The sequence below is a fragment of the Nonomuraea sp. NPDC049695 genome (genome assembly GCF_040674955.1).
Lineage (GTDB): Bacteria > Actinomycetota > Actinomycetes > Streptosporangiales > Streptosporangiaceae > Nonomuraea > Nonomuraea helvata.
Genome location: NZ_JBFANV010000083.1, coordinates 1 through 15,464 on the forward strand (window position 1 = coordinate 1; position 15,464 = coordinate 15,464).

General features: G+C 65.7%; 16 protein-coding genes and 1 pseudogene. 14 read left to right on the forward strand and 3 right to left on the reverse strand.

The genetic code is table 11. The annotated features are described in order from the left end of the window. The 3 genes and pseudogenes from AB0J64_RS44380 to AB0J64_RS44390 all read right to left on the reverse strand — a co-directional run. A pseudogene (locus tag AB0J64_RS44380) lies at nt 1-248 on the reverse strand (hypothetical protein); the annotation flags it as partial. Then, complete coding sequence (locus AB0J64_RS44385) at nt 238-1,359, reverse strand: hypothetical protein (RefSeq protein ID WP_364041709.1); 1,122 nt, start codon at nt 1,357-1,359, stop codon at nt 238-240. The pseudogene AB0J64_RS44380 and the gene AB0J64_RS44385, both read right to left, overlap by 11 nt. A 526-nt stretch (nt 1,360-1,885) precedes the next feature. Continuing rightward, a complete protein-coding gene (locus AB0J64_RS44390; protein WP_364041711.1) occupies nt 1,886-2,395 on the reverse strand; it encodes an RNA polymerase sigma factor in 510 nt (169 codons plus the stop codon). 261 nt (nt 2,396-2,656) lie between these two features. On the opposite strand from AB0J64_RS44390, the gene AB0J64_RS44395 reads away from it, so the two are divergent. The 14 genes from AB0J64_RS44395 (at nt 2,657) to AB0J64_RS44460 (ending at nt 15,454) form a co-directional block, all read left to right on the forward strand. Then, nucleotides 2,657-2,845, forward strand: coding sequence for a hypothetical protein (locus tag AB0J64_RS44395; protein WP_364041713.1), 189 nt, complete (start codon nt 2,657-2,659; stop codon nt 2,843-2,845). A gap of 64 nt (nt 2,846-2,909) precedes the next feature. Continuing rightward, nucleotides 2,910-4,175 (forward strand): hypothetical protein, encoded by a 1,266-nt coding sequence (locus AB0J64_RS44400; RefSeq protein ID WP_364041715.1) that lies wholly within the window; start codon nt 2,910-2,912, stop codon nt 4,173-4,175. Further along, nucleotides 4,159-5,001, forward strand: coding sequence for a sugar phosphate isomerase/epimerase (locus AB0J64_RS44405; protein ID WP_364041717.1), 843 nt, complete (start codon nt 4,159-4,161; stop codon nt 4,999-5,001). Before AB0J64_RS44400 ends, AB0J64_RS44405 begins: the two co-directional genes overlap by 17 nt. A 77-nt stretch (nt 5,002-5,078) precedes the next feature. After that, nucleotides 5,079-5,750: a class I SAM-dependent methyltransferase gene (locus tag AB0J64_RS44410; protein WP_364041719.1), complete on the forward strand. Its 672-nt coding sequence runs from the start codon at nt 5,079-5,081 to the stop codon at nt 5,748-5,750. 519 nt (nt 5,751-6,269) lie between these two features. After that, entirely contained in the window at nt 6,270-6,830 is a 561-nt protein-coding gene (locus tag AB0J64_RS44415; RefSeq protein ID WP_364041721.1) for a GNAT family N-acetyltransferase, read from the forward strand. A 15-nt stretch (nt 6,831-6,845) separates the two neighbouring features. Next, nucleotides 6,846-7,688, forward strand: a complete 843-nt coding sequence (locus AB0J64_RS44420; RefSeq protein ID WP_364041723.1) for a nucleoside-diphosphate kinase — start codon at nt 6,846-6,848, stop codon at nt 7,686-7,688. A gap of 7 nt (nt 7,689-7,695) precedes the next feature. Then, a complete protein-coding gene (locus AB0J64_RS44425; RefSeq protein ID WP_364041725.1) occupies nt 7,696-9,024 on the forward strand; it encodes a nucleotidyltransferase family protein in 1,329 nt (442 codons plus the stop codon). After that, nucleotides 9,021-10,004, forward strand: coding sequence for an aminotransferase class I/II-fold pyridoxal phosphate-dependent enzyme (locus AB0J64_RS44430; protein WP_364041727.1), 984 nt, complete (start codon nt 9,021-9,023; stop codon nt 10,002-10,004). The genes AB0J64_RS44425 and AB0J64_RS44430 overlap by 4 nt, the downstream gene beginning before the upstream one ends. After that, nucleotides 10,001-11,527, forward strand: coding sequence for an FAD-dependent monooxygenase (locus tag AB0J64_RS44435; protein WP_364041729.1), 1,527 nt, complete (start codon nt 10,001-10,003; stop codon nt 11,525-11,527). Before AB0J64_RS44430 ends, AB0J64_RS44435 begins: the two co-directional genes overlap by 4 nt. A 24-nt stretch (nt 11,528-11,551) precedes the next feature. Then, nucleotides 11,552-12,352: a DUF6065 family protein gene (locus tag AB0J64_RS44440; protein ID WP_364041731.1), complete on the forward strand. Its 801-nt coding sequence runs from the start codon at nt 11,552-11,554 to the stop codon at nt 12,350-12,352. Nucleotides 12,353-12,878: 526 nt separating this feature from the next. Then, complete coding sequence (locus tag AB0J64_RS44445; RefSeq protein ID WP_364041733.1) at nt 12,879-13,100, forward strand: hypothetical protein; 222 nt, start codon at nt 12,879-12,881, stop codon at nt 13,098-13,100. 38 nt (nt 13,101-13,138) lie between these two features. Beyond that, nucleotides 13,139-13,681 carry a LuxR C-terminal-related transcriptional regulator gene (locus tag AB0J64_RS44450; RefSeq protein WP_364041735.1) on the forward strand — a complete coding sequence of 181 codons (543 nt, stop codon included), beginning with the start codon at nt 13,139-13,141 and terminating at the stop codon, nt 13,679-13,681. Between the two features lie 154 nt (nt 13,682-13,835). Then, the gene (locus AB0J64_RS44455) at nt 13,836-14,558 is read left to right on the forward strand and encodes a hypothetical protein (RefSeq protein ID WP_364041737.1); all 723 of its coding nucleotides are present in this window, start codon (nt 13,836-13,838) and stop codon (nt 14,556-14,558) included. A 14-nt stretch (nt 14,559-14,572) separates the two neighbouring features. Further along, the gene (locus AB0J64_RS44460) at nt 14,573-15,454 is read left to right on the forward strand and encodes a hypothetical protein (protein WP_364041738.1); all 882 of its coding nucleotides are present in this window, start codon (nt 14,573-14,575) and stop codon (nt 15,452-15,454) included. Nucleotides 15,455-15,464: the final 10 nt, after the last annotated feature.

The window sequence follows — 15,464 nt, forward strand, 5'->3', positions numbered from 1 at the left end:
GTGCCGTACATGCGGATGTAGTGGCGTGCCAGGCGATTGGCCTGACGCTCCACGCTGCCGGGGAACAGCGGCGACAGCAGGGGGTCGTCGGCCACCAGCTGATGGAACGCAGTGGCAAGCCGGTAAAAGAAGTCCGCACCGCCCACCCCCTCATAAAATTCGCGAGCGACGCGTTCGGTGTCCGCAGGTGAGACGTTCTCTATGAGCAGGACCTGCCCATTCTCCGTCAGTACGTGCTTACTCAGCATGAGACTCTCCTTGTGTCGAGTGCGTGCTGCCCTCGCCGGATCTCGGGCCGGTGGGATGGCCGCAGGTGACGGCGGCGTACAGAGGTACGGCGTGGCAGCCTCGGTGCCGCTTGGCTTCCGAGGCGCCAAGACCGTAGTTGATGCGGCGGATGCGCAGTTGAGGGGCCAGGGCGGCCGGGCTGTAGAAGGCGGTCGCGAAGTATGCAAGCCGGGAGGCGCCATGTGCGTAGTCCGTCCCGGTCAGCAACGGGGTCCACACGGCTCCGTCCTGAACGAAGAGCGTGAACTGGATCGGAGATGCGGCGTGTTCGGCGACGAAGACGGTCGCGTCGTCGCCGAACAGCTCCCAGACTCGGGCGAACCAGTGCCGCTCACGCTGTTCGTCGGCGACGCTGGCGTACTTGTACATGAGCTGAGAGCGGAGGCGGACCAGCCCGGGCTCTTCTGGGGCGAGCGGTCGTGGCCGGACCCGAACTCCGGCGGCTTCCAGGGCGCGTAGCTCACGGCGCACCTCACCGCGCCTCTTGCGAGGGAGTTGTGCGAGGTACTCAGGGATGTCTGACCAGGTCACCGTCATGTTCGAGCGTGCTGCCAGGGGAAACACGTCGTAACCCTTGTCGCGCAGAACGGCCCTGAGCGCGTCTGCCTCCGGCGTCAGGTAGAGGTAGGTCACACTTCGGAAGCCTTGCCGGCGCGCCCAATCCCCTACCTGGTCAGCGAATGAGGCGAGCGCGCCGCTGTCGGCCGCCAGCGGGCCGACGGGAAAGGCGTCATAGTTGGGATACATCATCACGAGGCTCGGAAAGACCTCCTGAGCGCGCCGAGTCTGCCAGGGATGAGGTCCTGTCACGGCCAGGCCATCCTGAGTGGCCTGGCCCGATGCGATCAGATAGGGGTCGTTGAAGGGGCGTGACCCCGGCTCCTGTTGAATTAGGCCGCGCATCGCCAGGTCGGTCCCGCCGGGCGACACCAGCCGGAAGGTCAAGGACTCCGGTACCCGGCTCTGACCGAAGGACAGCCAGCGCTGGCTGGCCGTATGGGGAGCGCGCCCGATGAGTTGGGCCCAATCGTCACCGAGTTCCCTGGAGACATGCAGCACCTTGTTCTCCACATCAGGTGTACGTTCCGGCTCGGTTGAATGTGTGAGTCCGGCAAGAAGGCGACCTCGCTATCAGTCCTCACGCGCCGAGGGGCTTCCCCCAAGACCAGGTAGTTAAGGGTTTTTGAGCTGTTGGCAAGAGTGCTGTGGAGCACGGCTCGGCGGTGTAGACGCCTGGCTTGATCTTGCGGACGAGTTGGCTGGCGGGCCAGCGCGATAGTTGCCGATACATCGTGTTCAGGGTGAAATCGCCGAGGTGGCGGGCGTCAGCAGGTGCAGCAGGCGTCGGGCATAGCCCCTCTCGCCTCCGCTGGTGTGGCCGAAGACGGTCACGTCCAAGGACGTGGTGTATGAATCGATCTTCGAGTGATCCTGTTTCTGCAGGTTAAGCGGTAAGTGTCTGCGGGAGCGCGTTCGGGGCCGGTGTGTCGCTGGCGACAAGCCGGAGACGGGTCTTGGCCAGCACATCAATCACCGTTCTACTGGATCTCGTCCTCATATCCTGAGAACTCACGTACGTGACGGCACCGCGAAAGCCCTAACTATCTGCCCTCGGGGGGTATCCGAGGTTGCCCAGCAGGGCACGCAGGCGCCTCAGTCCCCGTTGCCGGTTGCGGTGCACGGTGCCGCGGTGCAGTCCCAGCATCTGTGCCGATTGATCGATCGTCTGTCCGCAGAGGTCGATCAGCACCACGGCTGCCGCCTCGGACCTGGTCAGCTCGCCAAGCGCGGCGCTGACCAGCAGGGCGTCCTCGCGATTTGCCAGGCCGCCATCCCATGCGTCCTCAGCGCCGGCAAAGAAGGCATTCGCAAGCCGCTGGCGCCGATTCGCCTTCCGCAGGTTGTCGTACATCTGGTTCAGGGCCGCGCGAATGAGATAGGCGCGGGGGTTCGGATGGAGCAGTGCGGCCTCATGTGCCGCGCTGGATCGCAACTTCAAATAAAGATCATGGATGACGTCGTCGATGTCGGTTGCGTGATGTGCGGTTCCCATGATTCGGCGTTTGAGGTCGGGTATGACGCGAACAAACAGCAGATCGAAAGCCATGGAATGGTCCAAGGATTTCCCCCATTGCATGTGTCGGAGCGTCGCTTGTGCGTGCGCACCGTCGCGATCGCCTCGACCGTACATAGGAGGATTTTGGCGCGAATCCGTCGCCTGACTGGTCGTCTTCACTTCCGACGCCCACCTAGTCAACATCACGGCCACCCGAGGTGCGAGTCTTCCGGACGCCTGGCACCCAGGCATACATTCGCGGGTTGGCAGGCGTACCCATAGCGGAAGATCTCCCAACCAAGAGGAGGAGAGATGGACAAGCTGCACTCCCAGTCAGCGCACGATCTGCAGGAAGTCGGTGCCTCCGGCATCGTCCGGGACGCCCGGTTCCTGCCCGCCAGTGCCCTCGCCCTCGGCGTGATGGGGCAGTACCCCGCGCAGGTGACAACGAGCGGTATCGAATCCGTCATCTGCTGCCACTCGGCGCTCGCCTGGGCCTGATCACCGCACCAACCGGGGAGGCGGGCCGCCGCCTTCCCGGCCAATCGTCGAGGGGGTATGGAGCATGTCGGTTGACATTCGGCTCGAGACCAACCATGGAACTTTTGCGCTCGAAAGCTCACCGGGTGAAACGGTCGAGTCAGTGCTGCGCCGCCACGGGGTTCCGCTGAGCGCCGTCTTCTCCTATGTGACCGAACCTGTGCAGCACGGGCCATCCACGCGCCAAGTGCGATTCGTGCCCACCGCCACCAGGGTCGATGACGAGGCATTCGACGGCCGCACCGTGATTCTGCGCGTGACCCGGAACATCGACCTGCCAGGGCTCATGCGGTTTGGGCCGCGCAGAGAGCATCGGACGGCGTCCGCCTCCACCGAATGGCTGTTCCCCAGCCCAGAGCGCGGGGCCTTCGAACCCGTACAGACCTATCTGGGCCCGGAGGAGTGCATGGACCTTGTCCGGACGGCGGTGTGCGAGGTCCTTGACGCATGGCCGGCAGGCCTCAACCGTCGCGTCGTCGTGGGTACGTCCGGAGGCGGCGACTCCAACGTCCTCCTCGCCTCTCTCATCGACTCGGGTCGCTTGGAAGTCGCTGACATTCACCCCGTGATGATGCTCGGCATTCCCGACTGGGACACGCAATTGGAGAACGCCAGACAACTGTGTGCGAGCCTCGGCCTGACACTGGAGGTGGTGGACGCCGACCACGCCGCCATGCTGGCGGGCGTGCGTTCCCTGGATGCCTTGCGAGCCGACTTCGCCGCCACGTTCCCCGACGCCGATCTGGAGTTCCTCGGCACCTGGCTGCTGCGCAAGGTTCTCTCGGCCTACGCCGCGAAAGCCGGAGCCGACACGGTGGCGATCGGCGCGAATCGGGAGGACGTGGTTGCTGAGGCGCTCGCCCGGGTGTCCATCGGAGAATTGCCGCTACCCGTGCCGTTCCGGCCCATCGGTGAGACTACATTCGTCTATCCCATGCATCGCATCCCCAAGAAGATCGGCGATGGAGCTTTCCCGACCTTCTCCGTGGAGAATTACGAGGCGCGTGCTCCCAGCCACAGCGGAGGCCGGACGATCTTCTACTACGCGGCTTATCTGCTGGCCGACTCGCTGCCCGGAATGGACGTCACCCTCTTCGACGGGCTCCGCCGCATCGGGAATCGCCACCGCGTCGAAAGTCCCTTCGAGCATGACGCGGATCTCGACGACCTCGTCCTGAGGGGCGCGGCCGGCAGCCAGATCGCCCATCGCTGGCGTGATTTCCTGGCAAGACATCTGGTCACCCCGCAGGAGACGCCCCGATCGCATCATTCCGATGACGCAATTCGGTAATCCAGAATCCCGGGCCGCCCCGGTGGTCATCCAGCCCAGAGATCCGTACTTCGAAGACGTGATCCGACTGGCTGAGCAGGAGCATCTGGGTATCGAGCTCGTTCATCTCGCTCACCCTGGCGTCCTGTCGACTCTGACCCATGACGAACTCGACGCCCTGGCAGTCTCTATGAGGAAGGTGCCGGGCCCCGTCCATGTCCACGGCGCCTTCTTCGACCTCTATGTTCACAGCCCCGACCCCGATGTGGCGGCGATCGCCCGTCTCCGGGTCCAGCAGAGCGTCGCGGCCGCCGAACGTGTCGGCGCCGAGCTGGTGGTGTTTCATACCAACTTCCTGCCGTGTACGACCTTGCCGGAATACACGGAGTGGTGGCTGGAGGCGAACATCCCCTTTTGGGAGGCTGTCGCCGCTGGCACGGATGTACCGATCCTCATCGAGAACATGTGGGACCCCGATCCCCATCTGCTCCTCGCCTTGACCGACGCCGTGCCGGAGATCGGGATCTGCCTCGATATCGGTCACGCGCACGTCTTCGGCGACGTTCCCCTCGCTGAATGGTTCTCCGAGCTGAGCGGCCGCATCCGCTACCTCCATGTCTCCGACAACGACGGCACCACAGACTCCGGCGGACCGCCGGGTGACGGCGACGTGGACTGGCGAGCGTTCACGGCCTTGGCAGCGGCCCACACTCCGAAGGTGCCCGTGATGGTGGGCGTCGACGGTGGGTATGCCGGGGTCACAGAGGCGTTACGCCGCATGAACGAGCGTGGCATCCATCCCTTCCCCGTTCCTGAAGCCCCGACAGGGAAGGAGATGCCGCGTTGAGCGGCGGCGGGGCGGCATCGGCCTACGACCGGGTTGCGGAGTCCTATGATCGTCTGCGCCCAGGCTACAGTGGGCCCTTGCTGCGCCGGGTCCTGAGAGAGACGGGCACCGGCCGGGGCGGCCTCGCCGTCGACATCGGCAGCGGAACCGGCCATTTGGCCGTTCAGCTGGCCAGCGAGGGCCTGCACATCATCGCGATCGAACCGCTGAGCAGCATGCGAGCTCATATTCCCATAGGTCCCAAGCTGCACGCGATCGGCGGGGCAGCCGAACAGCTCCCCCTACAAGATCATGTGGCCGACCTCCTCGCGGCCGGCCAGGCGTGGCACTGGTTCCAGGCGCGCCTGGCCGCAGAGGAAGCGCATCGTGTCCTGCGTCCCGGGGGGACGGTGCTGATGTTGTGGAACATCTTTGACAACACCGTCCCGTGGCTCGACCGCATCGAGCAGATCAGCCGCGCTCGCGATCCACGTCGCGCCAGAGGTTTCGATCCAGGTGATATGTCGCACCTGTTCCCTGCCGCTCGATGGACGCCGATACGTAGGGCGCGCGCGGTTCACCACCACGTCATCGAACGGGATGGGCTTGCCGAACTCGTACTGACCTCCAGCGTCTTTGCCGGTCTCGCCGAGCACGACCGCTCGATGGTGCGGGAGAAGATCTCAGCCATTGTTTCGGAGCAGGCAGCGAAGGGCGACACCGTCAGCGTGCCGTACCAGACCTGGGCCTACTGGACGCGGAGGCGATGACTCGTGCTCACGAATGGCGTCACTTCGCTTGAGGTGATCGATGGGGTGATGCCCGGCTGGGACGCGTACACCACCACGAGAGCGAGCCGGAGTGAGCGCTGGATCCGGTTGACCGACGACCGCATTGGAGCGCCGTTGCGGACGTTCGCGCTTCGCCGCTCGGCCGAGACCCTCTTCGCCATGTGCGGAGCCGTCCTGGCCGAGCCACGCTTGCACGGACGTCTCGAACCGTATGCCATACTCAGCGGCGCCTCACGCGCGGAAGGCCTCCTGACCGATGGCCCTGCCCCGTGGCATGACGTGCCGGTTGAAGCGGTCTACCCGTGTCTGCTGCTGATGACTCCGACGTACGACACCGCTCCTGTCGGGACATCCACGTCCGATGTCACGACAGCCACTCGATATCTGGACGCCGTGCATGCGTGGGCGGAAGAGGCATGCTTGCGGTCGATCGTGATGACGTACCTGCACCCGGACTATGCCGCTCTCCGTTCCGCGATGCGTGCACGAGGATGGTGGGTGGCCCCGCTCACGCATCGCTGCGACCTCAACGTCACCTGGCACGACCTCACCGGTTACCTCGAGAGGATGCCGCGCAAGCGCCGCGGAGAAGTCCGCAGGGAACTGCGCGCGCTGTCCAGCCGCGGGGTACGCGTCATTCGGCGAGCTCTGACGGACGACGAATCCGCCCTGGCCCGCATGAGGTCCCAGCTCGTCGGCAAGTACGGCCGGACGCCGAGCCCCGAGCGGGAGCAAGCTTTCCTGACCGGCGTGCGTGCCGTGTTCGACCCGGCGGAACTGCTGGTGTTCGAGGCGTACGAGGACACCCACCCGCTCGGTTTCGCGCTGTTCGCCCGTGACGGCCCGGAATGGACGGCGCTGCTCACCGGAACCGACTACACCCGCTCGCAAGCGGGACTGACGTACTTCGCCACGTGCTTCTACGAACCGGCCGCGGCAGCACCCGAACTCGGCATCACTTCCATCGCTTACGGCTTGGGCGCGGTCCGGGCCAAGACGTCGCGTGGAGCTCGAGCCCGGCCGGTGTACGCAGCCATGACCAGACTGCCCCGCGCATAAGGGAGGTACAAGACCATGCCTGCATGCTGGGACCGACATGTCTTCTGTCTCATCGGCCCCGATGCCGTACGACGCCACCTCGTCGGCCCCATTCTCGAACGCTTCGCGACCGCGGGACTGCGGCCCGACGGCTGGCGTTGTCTGCAACTGACATCGCACCAGATCGACACCATGCACGAGCTGGCGATGGTGCGCAGCAGCCAGGCGTACCGCTTTCGATGCCTGGACCTGTTGTTCGCCTTGGGCCCGAGCATCCTTCTGCGCCTGGCCGACGTACGCCCGGATCTTGGCGACATCTACGCCAGAGCCACCGCGGCCAAAGGCGCATCAGATCCTAAGGACGCCGCGCCGGGAACCATCCGGCATGACCTCCGCGCGATCAACGTCGTGATGAGCCTGTTGCACACCTCCGACAGCCCAGCCGACGCCGCTCGTGAATCGGACCTCCTGCTCACCGGGGACGACGCGCACCATGTGTGGAATGATCCGCGCGAGTTGCCCGACCTGATCGCGGTGACATCCCGGCGGCGCGTGGAGAACCGCCTTTTCGGTGACGTCCTGGCGGACATACGCACCAGGGTGCTGCTGGCACTGTGGCCACAGCTCGGCTCGGCCGCGCGATCCGAAGCCGGCCGCCTGGCGGCCATGGGGCACCTCGGCGACCCGGCCACCGGCCGGAAGCTCGCGAGCATGATCCATCCTACGGCCTCGCCGCTTCTCGACGTGCTCGAAGCCGACTTCGACCGACCCATCGACCTGCGCAGCGTCAGAGGGACGCTCACAGGCTCGGGGATCGACCTGGATGACTGGGAGACGGCCGTGCTGGGCACCTCCATGTACTTCCCGCCTGCGTGGTGATGTCGTGATGACCTCCCCATGGCATGCTCTTAGCCTCCTGTCTCACGTCGATCTCGACCCCGACACGGCCAAGCAAGCGGTCGACCACCTCAGTGGGCACGATCCGACCGTTCTGGCCGACATCGCCATCCGCTGGCGAGTAGTGAACCTCCTGCTGGCGAATCTGGAGAACGCCGAACTCACCGCAAGCCTGGCCACACTTGTCCAGCTGCTCGACGAAGATCGACGACAGGACAGCCTGCGTATCGCCGAGGCGTTGCCGGTGACCATGTCCGTGCTCGAACAAGCCGAAGCATGCGGCTGCCGGGTCATCAAGGGGCTGGCCTATCGCGATCTGTACCCGCGCCCTGACCTGCGCCACATGGGCGACATCGACTTGCAGGCGCCCACGTGGCCCATCGCCCTCGCCATGGTGGGCTGGCTGCGCGATCGCGGGTGGCAGTGGGACACCAGCGAATATCCATGGCTTAAGTGGGACGACGCTGGAATGCTCTACGGTCAGCTCCCCCTTGTCCTGCCGGACAACGCCACGCCCGTCGCTCGAGTGGATATGCACATAGGACCATTCTCAGTCGGTCACGCCGGCTTGCTGCCCCTGATCGGATGGCGCCGCGGTGAAGCACTGGGAGTCCCGGTCACGGTCCCGGACAGGGAGACCTCGATAGCGCTCCTGACGGCGCATGCCGTCGGGGACGGGCTGTTGTCGATGAAGGACGTCAATGACCTCCATCTCTTGCTCCAGACCGGCACACCGGACTGGACCTCGACCGTAGAACTCTGCCGAGCCGCCCACGTCAGCGAAGCGCTCAGCCTGCTGCTCAGTGCGTTGGAAGATGCCTACCCAGGCCATGACCTGCCTCAAGGCGTTCTGGCGGCAGCCGGATCCTCACCGCTGGCCGGGTCAGCGCAGGGCCATCTCCAGGTGCTGGCCGAGGATCGCGCTCGCCGGGCGGAACGCATCGCCGAGTTGTGCCTGCGCGACGAACTGGCCCGCGGAAACTCCCCTGACCAAGCGATACGCGAAGCGGCCGTGGCACGCAGGTACTACAGCGCGGATCTGCGCCCCCGCTCCGGGACGCCGACCTCGGACGGCGCCGCACCCGGTCACACCGGAAGAGGCAGATGCTGGCGCTTGGTACCCGAACAACGCTGGGACAGGCTCGCCTCCACCGGTGGCGAGGCTGCTCGCCGGCACAGGGAGCTGGCGCCGGGTCTCACCCTTGTCACCGCAGGTCCTGCCATGGCGATCCAGCTCGGAACCGACATCATGACGCCGACCGTCTGGGGCGAGGTGGACCCGCGCAGTGTATGGCTGGCGAGGGAACTGCGAAAATGATCGACTTCGGCGGAGCCCAACCGGTGTGGCCGGTCAAAACCCGAGAGCTGTGGGGCTGCTGCGCGGCGGAGGCGGCGAGGGCGCATGAGCCCTGGCGCAGGCAGCCCCCTCAAGGCGACGACATGTTACGCGCAGAGCTGGGCCGTGAGCTACGGCTGGAACCCGACCACCTCACCATTGTGGCGGGAGTACGCGCGGCCGCCCTCACCTACGGCCGCACGGCCGCACGCCTGCTCGTGGAGAGACCCACCTTCATGGGCATGATGCCGATGCTCGAGAGCGCAGGTCGGCCAGTGCACCATGTCGGATGGGACGACTTGCCGGCTCCTCAAACAGGGACGACGCTCATCGTCACTTCTCCCTGTCGTAATCCCGACGGGGCGACGCTGTCCCCTCGACTACACGCTGCCATGGAACGGCGTTGCGACGCCGGAGAACGCGTCGTGATCAACTCCACCTATCAATGGTTCGGCCCCGGCACCCCACCCGTACGTGGTGCCGACCTCCTGCTGTCCTTGCACAAACTCGCCGGCGTCGGCGCACGGATAGGCGTGGTTCACAGCTCCACTTTCTTCGCCGACGCCGTCCCTGAGATCGCCAGCGCCGCTCCGCCACCGACCTGGCAACGTGCGTGGGCCCTGTTTCTCGCACGCGGTGGGCTGGCCGAGCTCAAAGCGGCCAACGTTGTCCCGGCGCAAAAGGCGGCAGCGGCCTTCCACGCGTCCCTGTGCGAACTGACCGGATCACCTCGCGTACGTGTACAGGCACCGCACACCCTGCTCACACTGACAGCCGACGTCACCGAACAGGCAGCTCTGGCCGCTTTGGCCGCGCGCGGCTATCGCCTCGCGGGCGGCAGCCATTTCCTGGCCGGTGAATCGTTGCGCGTCTCATTCTACGGAGTGTCTCCCGAGCAGGCATCCGAACTCGCCAGCACACTCGTGGCCGACAAATTGCTCGATCTGAAAGGCGGGTCATGAGACGCGTGGCCGTAGCCGGTGCCGGGCCGGCAGGCGCCTACTTCGCCTACCTTCTCGCAGGTCTCCGGCCGGAGTTGATCATCGACCTGTATGAGCCGCGCACGTCGGTGCCCGGGGCCGGCGTCGTGCTGGAGCAACGCGTGCTCGACGTTCATCGGCAGCTCTTCGCTGGGCTGGACTCCCAGATGCGCCGGTGGAACAAGGTGCGGGTACAGGTAGGCGTCAGCCATATCGTCTCTGGGGGACACGATATCGTCGGGCTCGGCCGCAGTGTTCTGCTCAACCGGCTTATGCGGCTGATAGGGCAGCGTCCCAACATCCACATCGTTCCCGAGCGTCTGGCGAGGACCCCTCCGGAGTACGACCTCGTCGTCGCGGCCGACGGCGCCTACAGCACGATGCGTTCCCTGGGCGATTTCGGCACGCAACTGCACCTGGGACGTAGCCACTACCTGTGGCTGAGCACACCGGCTCGGCTTCCCGCCATGTTCGCGCTGTTCTCCCTCCAGCAGGGAACCCTGGTCGTGCACGCCTACCCGCACAGCACCGGACATAGCACCCTGGTGCTCGAGGCCGACCCCGCGGCTCTCGCCGTGGAAGGCCTGGACCGGGCGGACCTGCCATCGCTGGAACACCAGCTGGCGCATCTGCTGCACGACCTGCTGGATGGCGAGTCGGTCCGTCTGCACACGTACCCGTGGCGACCCTTCACCTCGATCCACAATCGCCGGTGGCGGGACGGCAAGATAATCCTCATCGGTGACGCCGCGCACAGCATGCACTTCTCCGCGGGTATGGGCACGGAGCTCGCGCTGGCCGACGCGAGCTGCCTCGCCAACGCCATCGCCACAGGTAAACCAGGACAGTACGAAATCCGAAGACGTGAGCTGACCTGGCAGGCCGAGCTCGACGCACGTGCGAGTCGCACCTGGTTCGAACAACTGGCACAGTACCAGGGCCCCATCGGGCACCACACAGTCTTCGCGCTACGTACCCGTCGTAACGTCAACAGCTTCGCCTCCCTACGGCTGCGTGATCCGGCGTTCGTGGCCGCCGTCATGGCCGAGCTGGTCACAGATTCAGGGCTTCCGCCGGCATCGCCAGGTGCCGAACCCTCACACCTGCCGATCTCGATAGGCCCTCTGCTCGTCCATCGGCGCGTCGTTTCCACGGATATGGAGAAGAGGACTGTGCCCCGCCGGCCGATCTTGCGCTTCTGCCGCAAGGCCGGTCATGTCGTCCTCACAGACACCCAGGCCGCCGCGGAAACCGTCGCTCGCGGAGCGTTGGTCACTGACATCGCCGCCCCGGCGCAGGAGTGGCAGGGTGCCGACTTTATCGCCGTTCCGAGCCAGCCGTTTTCGTCCCGCGTGCTCCGGACCGAACTCGCCGCAGCGGTGCGGCGTCGCACCGGCCTTCCCGTTCTGCTCCTGGACCCGTGCCCCCCGGATCTCGACGAAGTCAACACGCTGATCGCCGCTCGCCGCATCGACCTATATGCGCATCTTGACGCGCTCCCCTGACCTCTCCCACGCGAAAGGCAAGCCATGACCAACCTCGATGTGAAGGTCGAGTTTTTCAACCTCTATCCAGATGTGCGTCCGCCCATGCTCGCCTCCCCCGACTTGCGCGGCTCGATGGAGGCCAAGGCGGCACGAGTTTGCTCACCGATGACAACAGCGTCCGGCTTCGGGTGGTACGTGTACCCGCCGGCGGACTTCGCTGTGCGATGGGATGGATACACCAGCGAGTGGTCTCTTCTGGAGAACAACGAGCCGGTGGGCTGGCGCTCGTTGGCGGGCGCCCATGATGGCACGCTGCCGGCAAGCCAGGAGATCCTGCAGAAGATTCCGAAGGATCGCAGTGCCGACATGGATATTTTCGACAAATACCATGGCCTGCCTTTTATTGAAGCGGATCCACGTAACCCTCATATGCTTGAGATCGTCACAGGAATCATCGCTCGCACGCCACCGGATTGGTGGTTGCAGGTACGGGCTGTGCCCAACTGGCCCCAGCCCGGCGACCATCAGATCCTCGAAGGCATCATTGAAACCGACTGGTATCGCTCGTACCTGCCGACCATGGTCCGGCTCACCCAGCAGAACCGTGTCGTGCGTTTCTACCGGCATCTCCCCATCATGTCGTTGCAACCCGTCTCACGACGCGCGGTTGAGGCCGGGCGGCGCCCGCCAGGAGATTATCGCGGCATCGAGCACATTCCCGATGATGTCTGGCGTGAATTTGTGGCATGGCGGCGCCGCAAACAGGATCCGAACTCGGCCGCGTTCTATGTGCGGGAGCAACGGGAGCGAGCCAAGCTACGCAACCGGGTCACCAGACACTGATCCGCGTAAATTCGGCGTCCTACACAGTCGCTTCTCTTCATGCACCCCACACACCGAAGGCCAGCCCGGCCTGGATCCCGCGACCGGCGGACAGGAGGAGCAACCGGACGGTCCTCCACGGGGTTGAGTTGGCGAGCGAAGAGGAGAAAGGAACTGTGTGAGGCGCGGCCGGTCGGCGTCGTTGGCCACCGCTCCCGCACGAGGCTCTGAAGATTACTTACTGCCACCACCGATTACGGGCCAGAGCCAGTGAGGCTCTGGCACAAAGTCCGCGAGTTGGCGTGAAGCGGCCCCATTGATGATCATGATGAAGGTGCAGGATCATGATCTCGATGTTCTCCTTCCACACCTGTCCGACCTCCGTATTGAGCAGATTGCCCGGCAGGGGTGGTGCGTTAGGATCTCCGCCTCGTGCGCGCAGGCCATGACGTGCTGCCCGGGGTGCGGCGAGCTGTCGGGTTGGGTTCACAGCCGCTATGAGCGTTCAGCATTCGCTGGCTGATACCGCGCTTGGGGACGCGAGACGGTGATCCGCGCACGGGTACGCCGTTTCTTCTGCGACAACCCGCTGTGCTCCCGCAGGACCTTCGCCGAGCAAGTCGCCGGTCTGACGGTGCCGCATGGGCACCGCACGCTGCTGCTGCGCCGAACGCTGGAGGCCATCGGGCTGGCGCTGGGTGGCCGGCCCGGCTCCAGACTCACTCAGGAACTGGTCGCGGAGGCATCCCGGACGACCTGCTGCGCTTGATCATGGCGATGCCCCTGCCCCACCCTGCAGCATGCGCGGTGCTGGGCGTTGACGACTTCGCTTTCCGCAAGGGGCACCGCTGCGGCGGCGTCGTGGTCGGCATGGACAGCCGCCGTCCCATCGACCTGCTGCCCAATCGCCTGAGCGACACCTTCGCCGCCTGGCTGCGGGCCCACTCCGGCATCGAGGTCATCTGCCGTGATCGCGCCGGCGGGTTGGGCGGACGCCTGGGCGCTCCCGACGCCCGCCACCAGCTTCGCTCGGCTCTCGACATCTTCGAACGGCTCGGCTCCCGCCCCTGGGCCGACCGGGCCCGCGCGGAGCTGCGCGCGGCGGGGGAGCGCCAGACCGGCGAGGGACGCCCGTCCGAGGGCGTGCTGGACCGGCTCACCCCGCAGGAGCTGCAGATCATCCGCATGGCGGCCACGGGGCTGAGCAACAGGGACATCGCGGCGCAGCTCTTCCTGAGCCCGCGCACGATCGGCTACCACCTGTACAAGGCTTATCCGAAGCTGGGCGTGGCCTCCCGGGCGGAGCTGGCCAGGCTCGACCTCGACGAAGGCGGCCGCCTCACCGGCTGACGCCGGTCGATTTCCGCGCCATTCACCGTAATAACTCAGCGTAAGTCGTTCGTTTTTTCCGGCCAGTCATCCGACGGATTCGATCTTCCGGATGCCGGGAGATCGTTTCTCGTGTCGCCTGCGACCGCACGGCGATGAAGCTGGAAGGAAAAACATGCCGAACAGCGACGGGGGAATTTTCCGGGGTGCCCGCTGGGCGCCGGTCGTGGGGACACTGTGCCTGGTGGCGCTGGGGATCACCGGCGCGGGCTCGACCTCCACGGCGCTCGCCGACGCACAGAACCCGCCCTCGATGTGCTTCGACGGCCCTGCCGGCTGCGAGCCGCAGGACTTCGACAACATGTTCCCCACGAAGAACACGCCGTGGGACTGCCACGGCAAAACGATCAAGCCGAGGAGGTTCTGTCAGACCGACAACAAGGTTCTCACGGTCTGGCACGACAAAGACGAGATCGAGGCCTCGGGATGGAACCGGCTCAAGGCGGTTCTCAAGAAAGACTTCGACGGCACGACGGACCTGAGGCTCAAGTTCCACAAGAAGCCGATTCTTTCGGGCCCTGCGGAAACGGACATCATTTACACCTCGCCCAAGAAATTCCCGGCCGGCATTCATGGGCTGACCTGGTGCGAGAACAGGGTCGACAAAGTCAAGTGCGACCAGCACTACGTCATGTTCAAATCGGCCACTCCCGGCAAGGTATACGCCTGCCACGAGACCGGGCACGCCGTCGGCCTCACCCACGGCAACAGGGCCTACCCCGAGGTCGACAACCAGGACCCCCGGCTGGGATGCATGATCACCCCTCCAAGGGCGGGAGTGCCGGGAGCGGAAACGCTCGGCCCTCACAACCGCAAAATGATCAACAAGACCTACTGAGCCGGGAGCATCGAATGAGAACTCGTACAAGTGTCATGGCCGGTGTGCTCCTGCTCGCGCTGGCCGGGACGATAGGGGCGGCCTCCGCCGCCACCGGCGACCTCCCTGCGACCGGCCACCTCGACCCCGCCGCCGGAGCGAGTGCCGCAGCCGACGACACCGACGAGCCCGAGCCCGACCTGATCGTCGCCGAAGGGTCGCCCCGCCTGCCGTTCGCCAGGCTCGCGGACTGGGCGGGATACGCGGACCATGTGGTGGTGGCCACAGCGTCGAACGAGACGGAGGGCACACCGTCCGCAGTGGCCGCCGCCGCCGGAGAAGGCTACATCGGGCGAAGCGTACGCATGACGGTGAGCAAGACCCTCTGGACCCAGAAGTCAGACGGTTCGTGGTCCCGTCCTCCGACCAGCTTCACGCTTGACGTGGCAGGCTGGTCGTTCAGCGGTGCGACCCGGAGGGAGATCGTCATCGACGGTGCGCCGCGGGTCGAGACCGGTCACACCTACCTCATTCCGATCACGCGCAAGGCGGACAGCCTTTCGTGGGAGCCGATCGCCGCCCAGGCGATCCTGCCCTACGACCGCGGGGTGATCGGCAGCGGGGAGGCCAAGGGCGTCACCGCCGGGGAGGAGATCCCCGCCCAGCGCGCTCTGGAGTCCAAGGACGAGACCGCGCTGTCGGCGACGCTCGCCTCCGCCCAGCCCGACGCCCTGGTGGCGAAATACGCCTCCCTGGACCCGGACGCCCGATGGGAGAAGGTCGCCGCCGAGCTGACGGCGCTCGATCCCATCCCCGAGGAGGACACGGCCGATCACGGCGAGGACGAGGTCAACGTGGACCCGTGGAACGGCGCGGAGGACAACGTCGAGGAGGACCCTGACGACGTGAACGACTGACGCGCGGGGA

Bases quoted from the DNA above. Each gene is read 5' to 3' on its own strand.
- AB0J64_RS44390 (WP_364041711.1), bottom strand. From the start codon at position 2,395: ATGGCTTTCGATCTGCTGTTTGTTCGCGTCATACCCGACCTCAAACGC.
- AB0J64_RS44395 (WP_364041713.1), top strand. From the start codon at position 2,657: ATGGACAAGCTGCACTCCCAGTCAGCGCACGATCTGCAGGAAGTCGGT.
- AB0J64_RS44400 (WP_364041715.1), top strand. From the start codon at position 2,910: ATGTCGGTTGACATTCGGCTCGAGACCAACCATGGAACTTTTGCGCTC.
- AB0J64_RS44405 (WP_364041717.1), top strand. From the start codon at position 4,159: ATGACGCAATTCGGTAATCCAGAATCCCGGGCCGCCCCGGTGGTCATC.
- AB0J64_RS44420 (WP_364041723.1), top strand. From the start codon at position 6,846: ATGCCTGCATGCTGGGACCGACATGTCTTCTGTCTCATCGGCCCCGAT.
- AB0J64_RS44425 (WP_364041725.1), top strand. From the start codon at position 7,696: ATGACCTCCCCATGGCATGCTCTTAGCCTCCTGTCTCACGTCGATCTC.
- AB0J64_RS44430 (WP_364041727.1), top strand. From the start codon at position 9,021: ATGATCGACTTCGGCGGAGCCCAACCGGTGTGGCCGGTCAAAACCCGA.
- AB0J64_RS44435 (WP_364041729.1), top strand. From the start codon at position 10,001: ATGAGACGCGTGGCCGTAGCCGGTGCCGGGCCGGCAGGCGCCTACTTC.
- AB0J64_RS44440 (WP_364041731.1), top strand. From the start codon at position 11,552: ATGACCAACCTCGATGTGAAGGTCGAGTTTTTCAACCTCTATCCAGAT.
- AB0J64_RS44455 (WP_364041737.1), top strand. From the start codon at position 13,836: ATGCCGAACAGCGACGGGGGAATTTTCCGGGGTGCCCGCTGGGCGCCG.
- AB0J64_RS44460 (WP_364041738.1), top strand. From the start codon at position 14,573: ATGAGAACTCGTACAAGTGTCATGGCCGGTGTGCTCCTGCTCGCGCTG.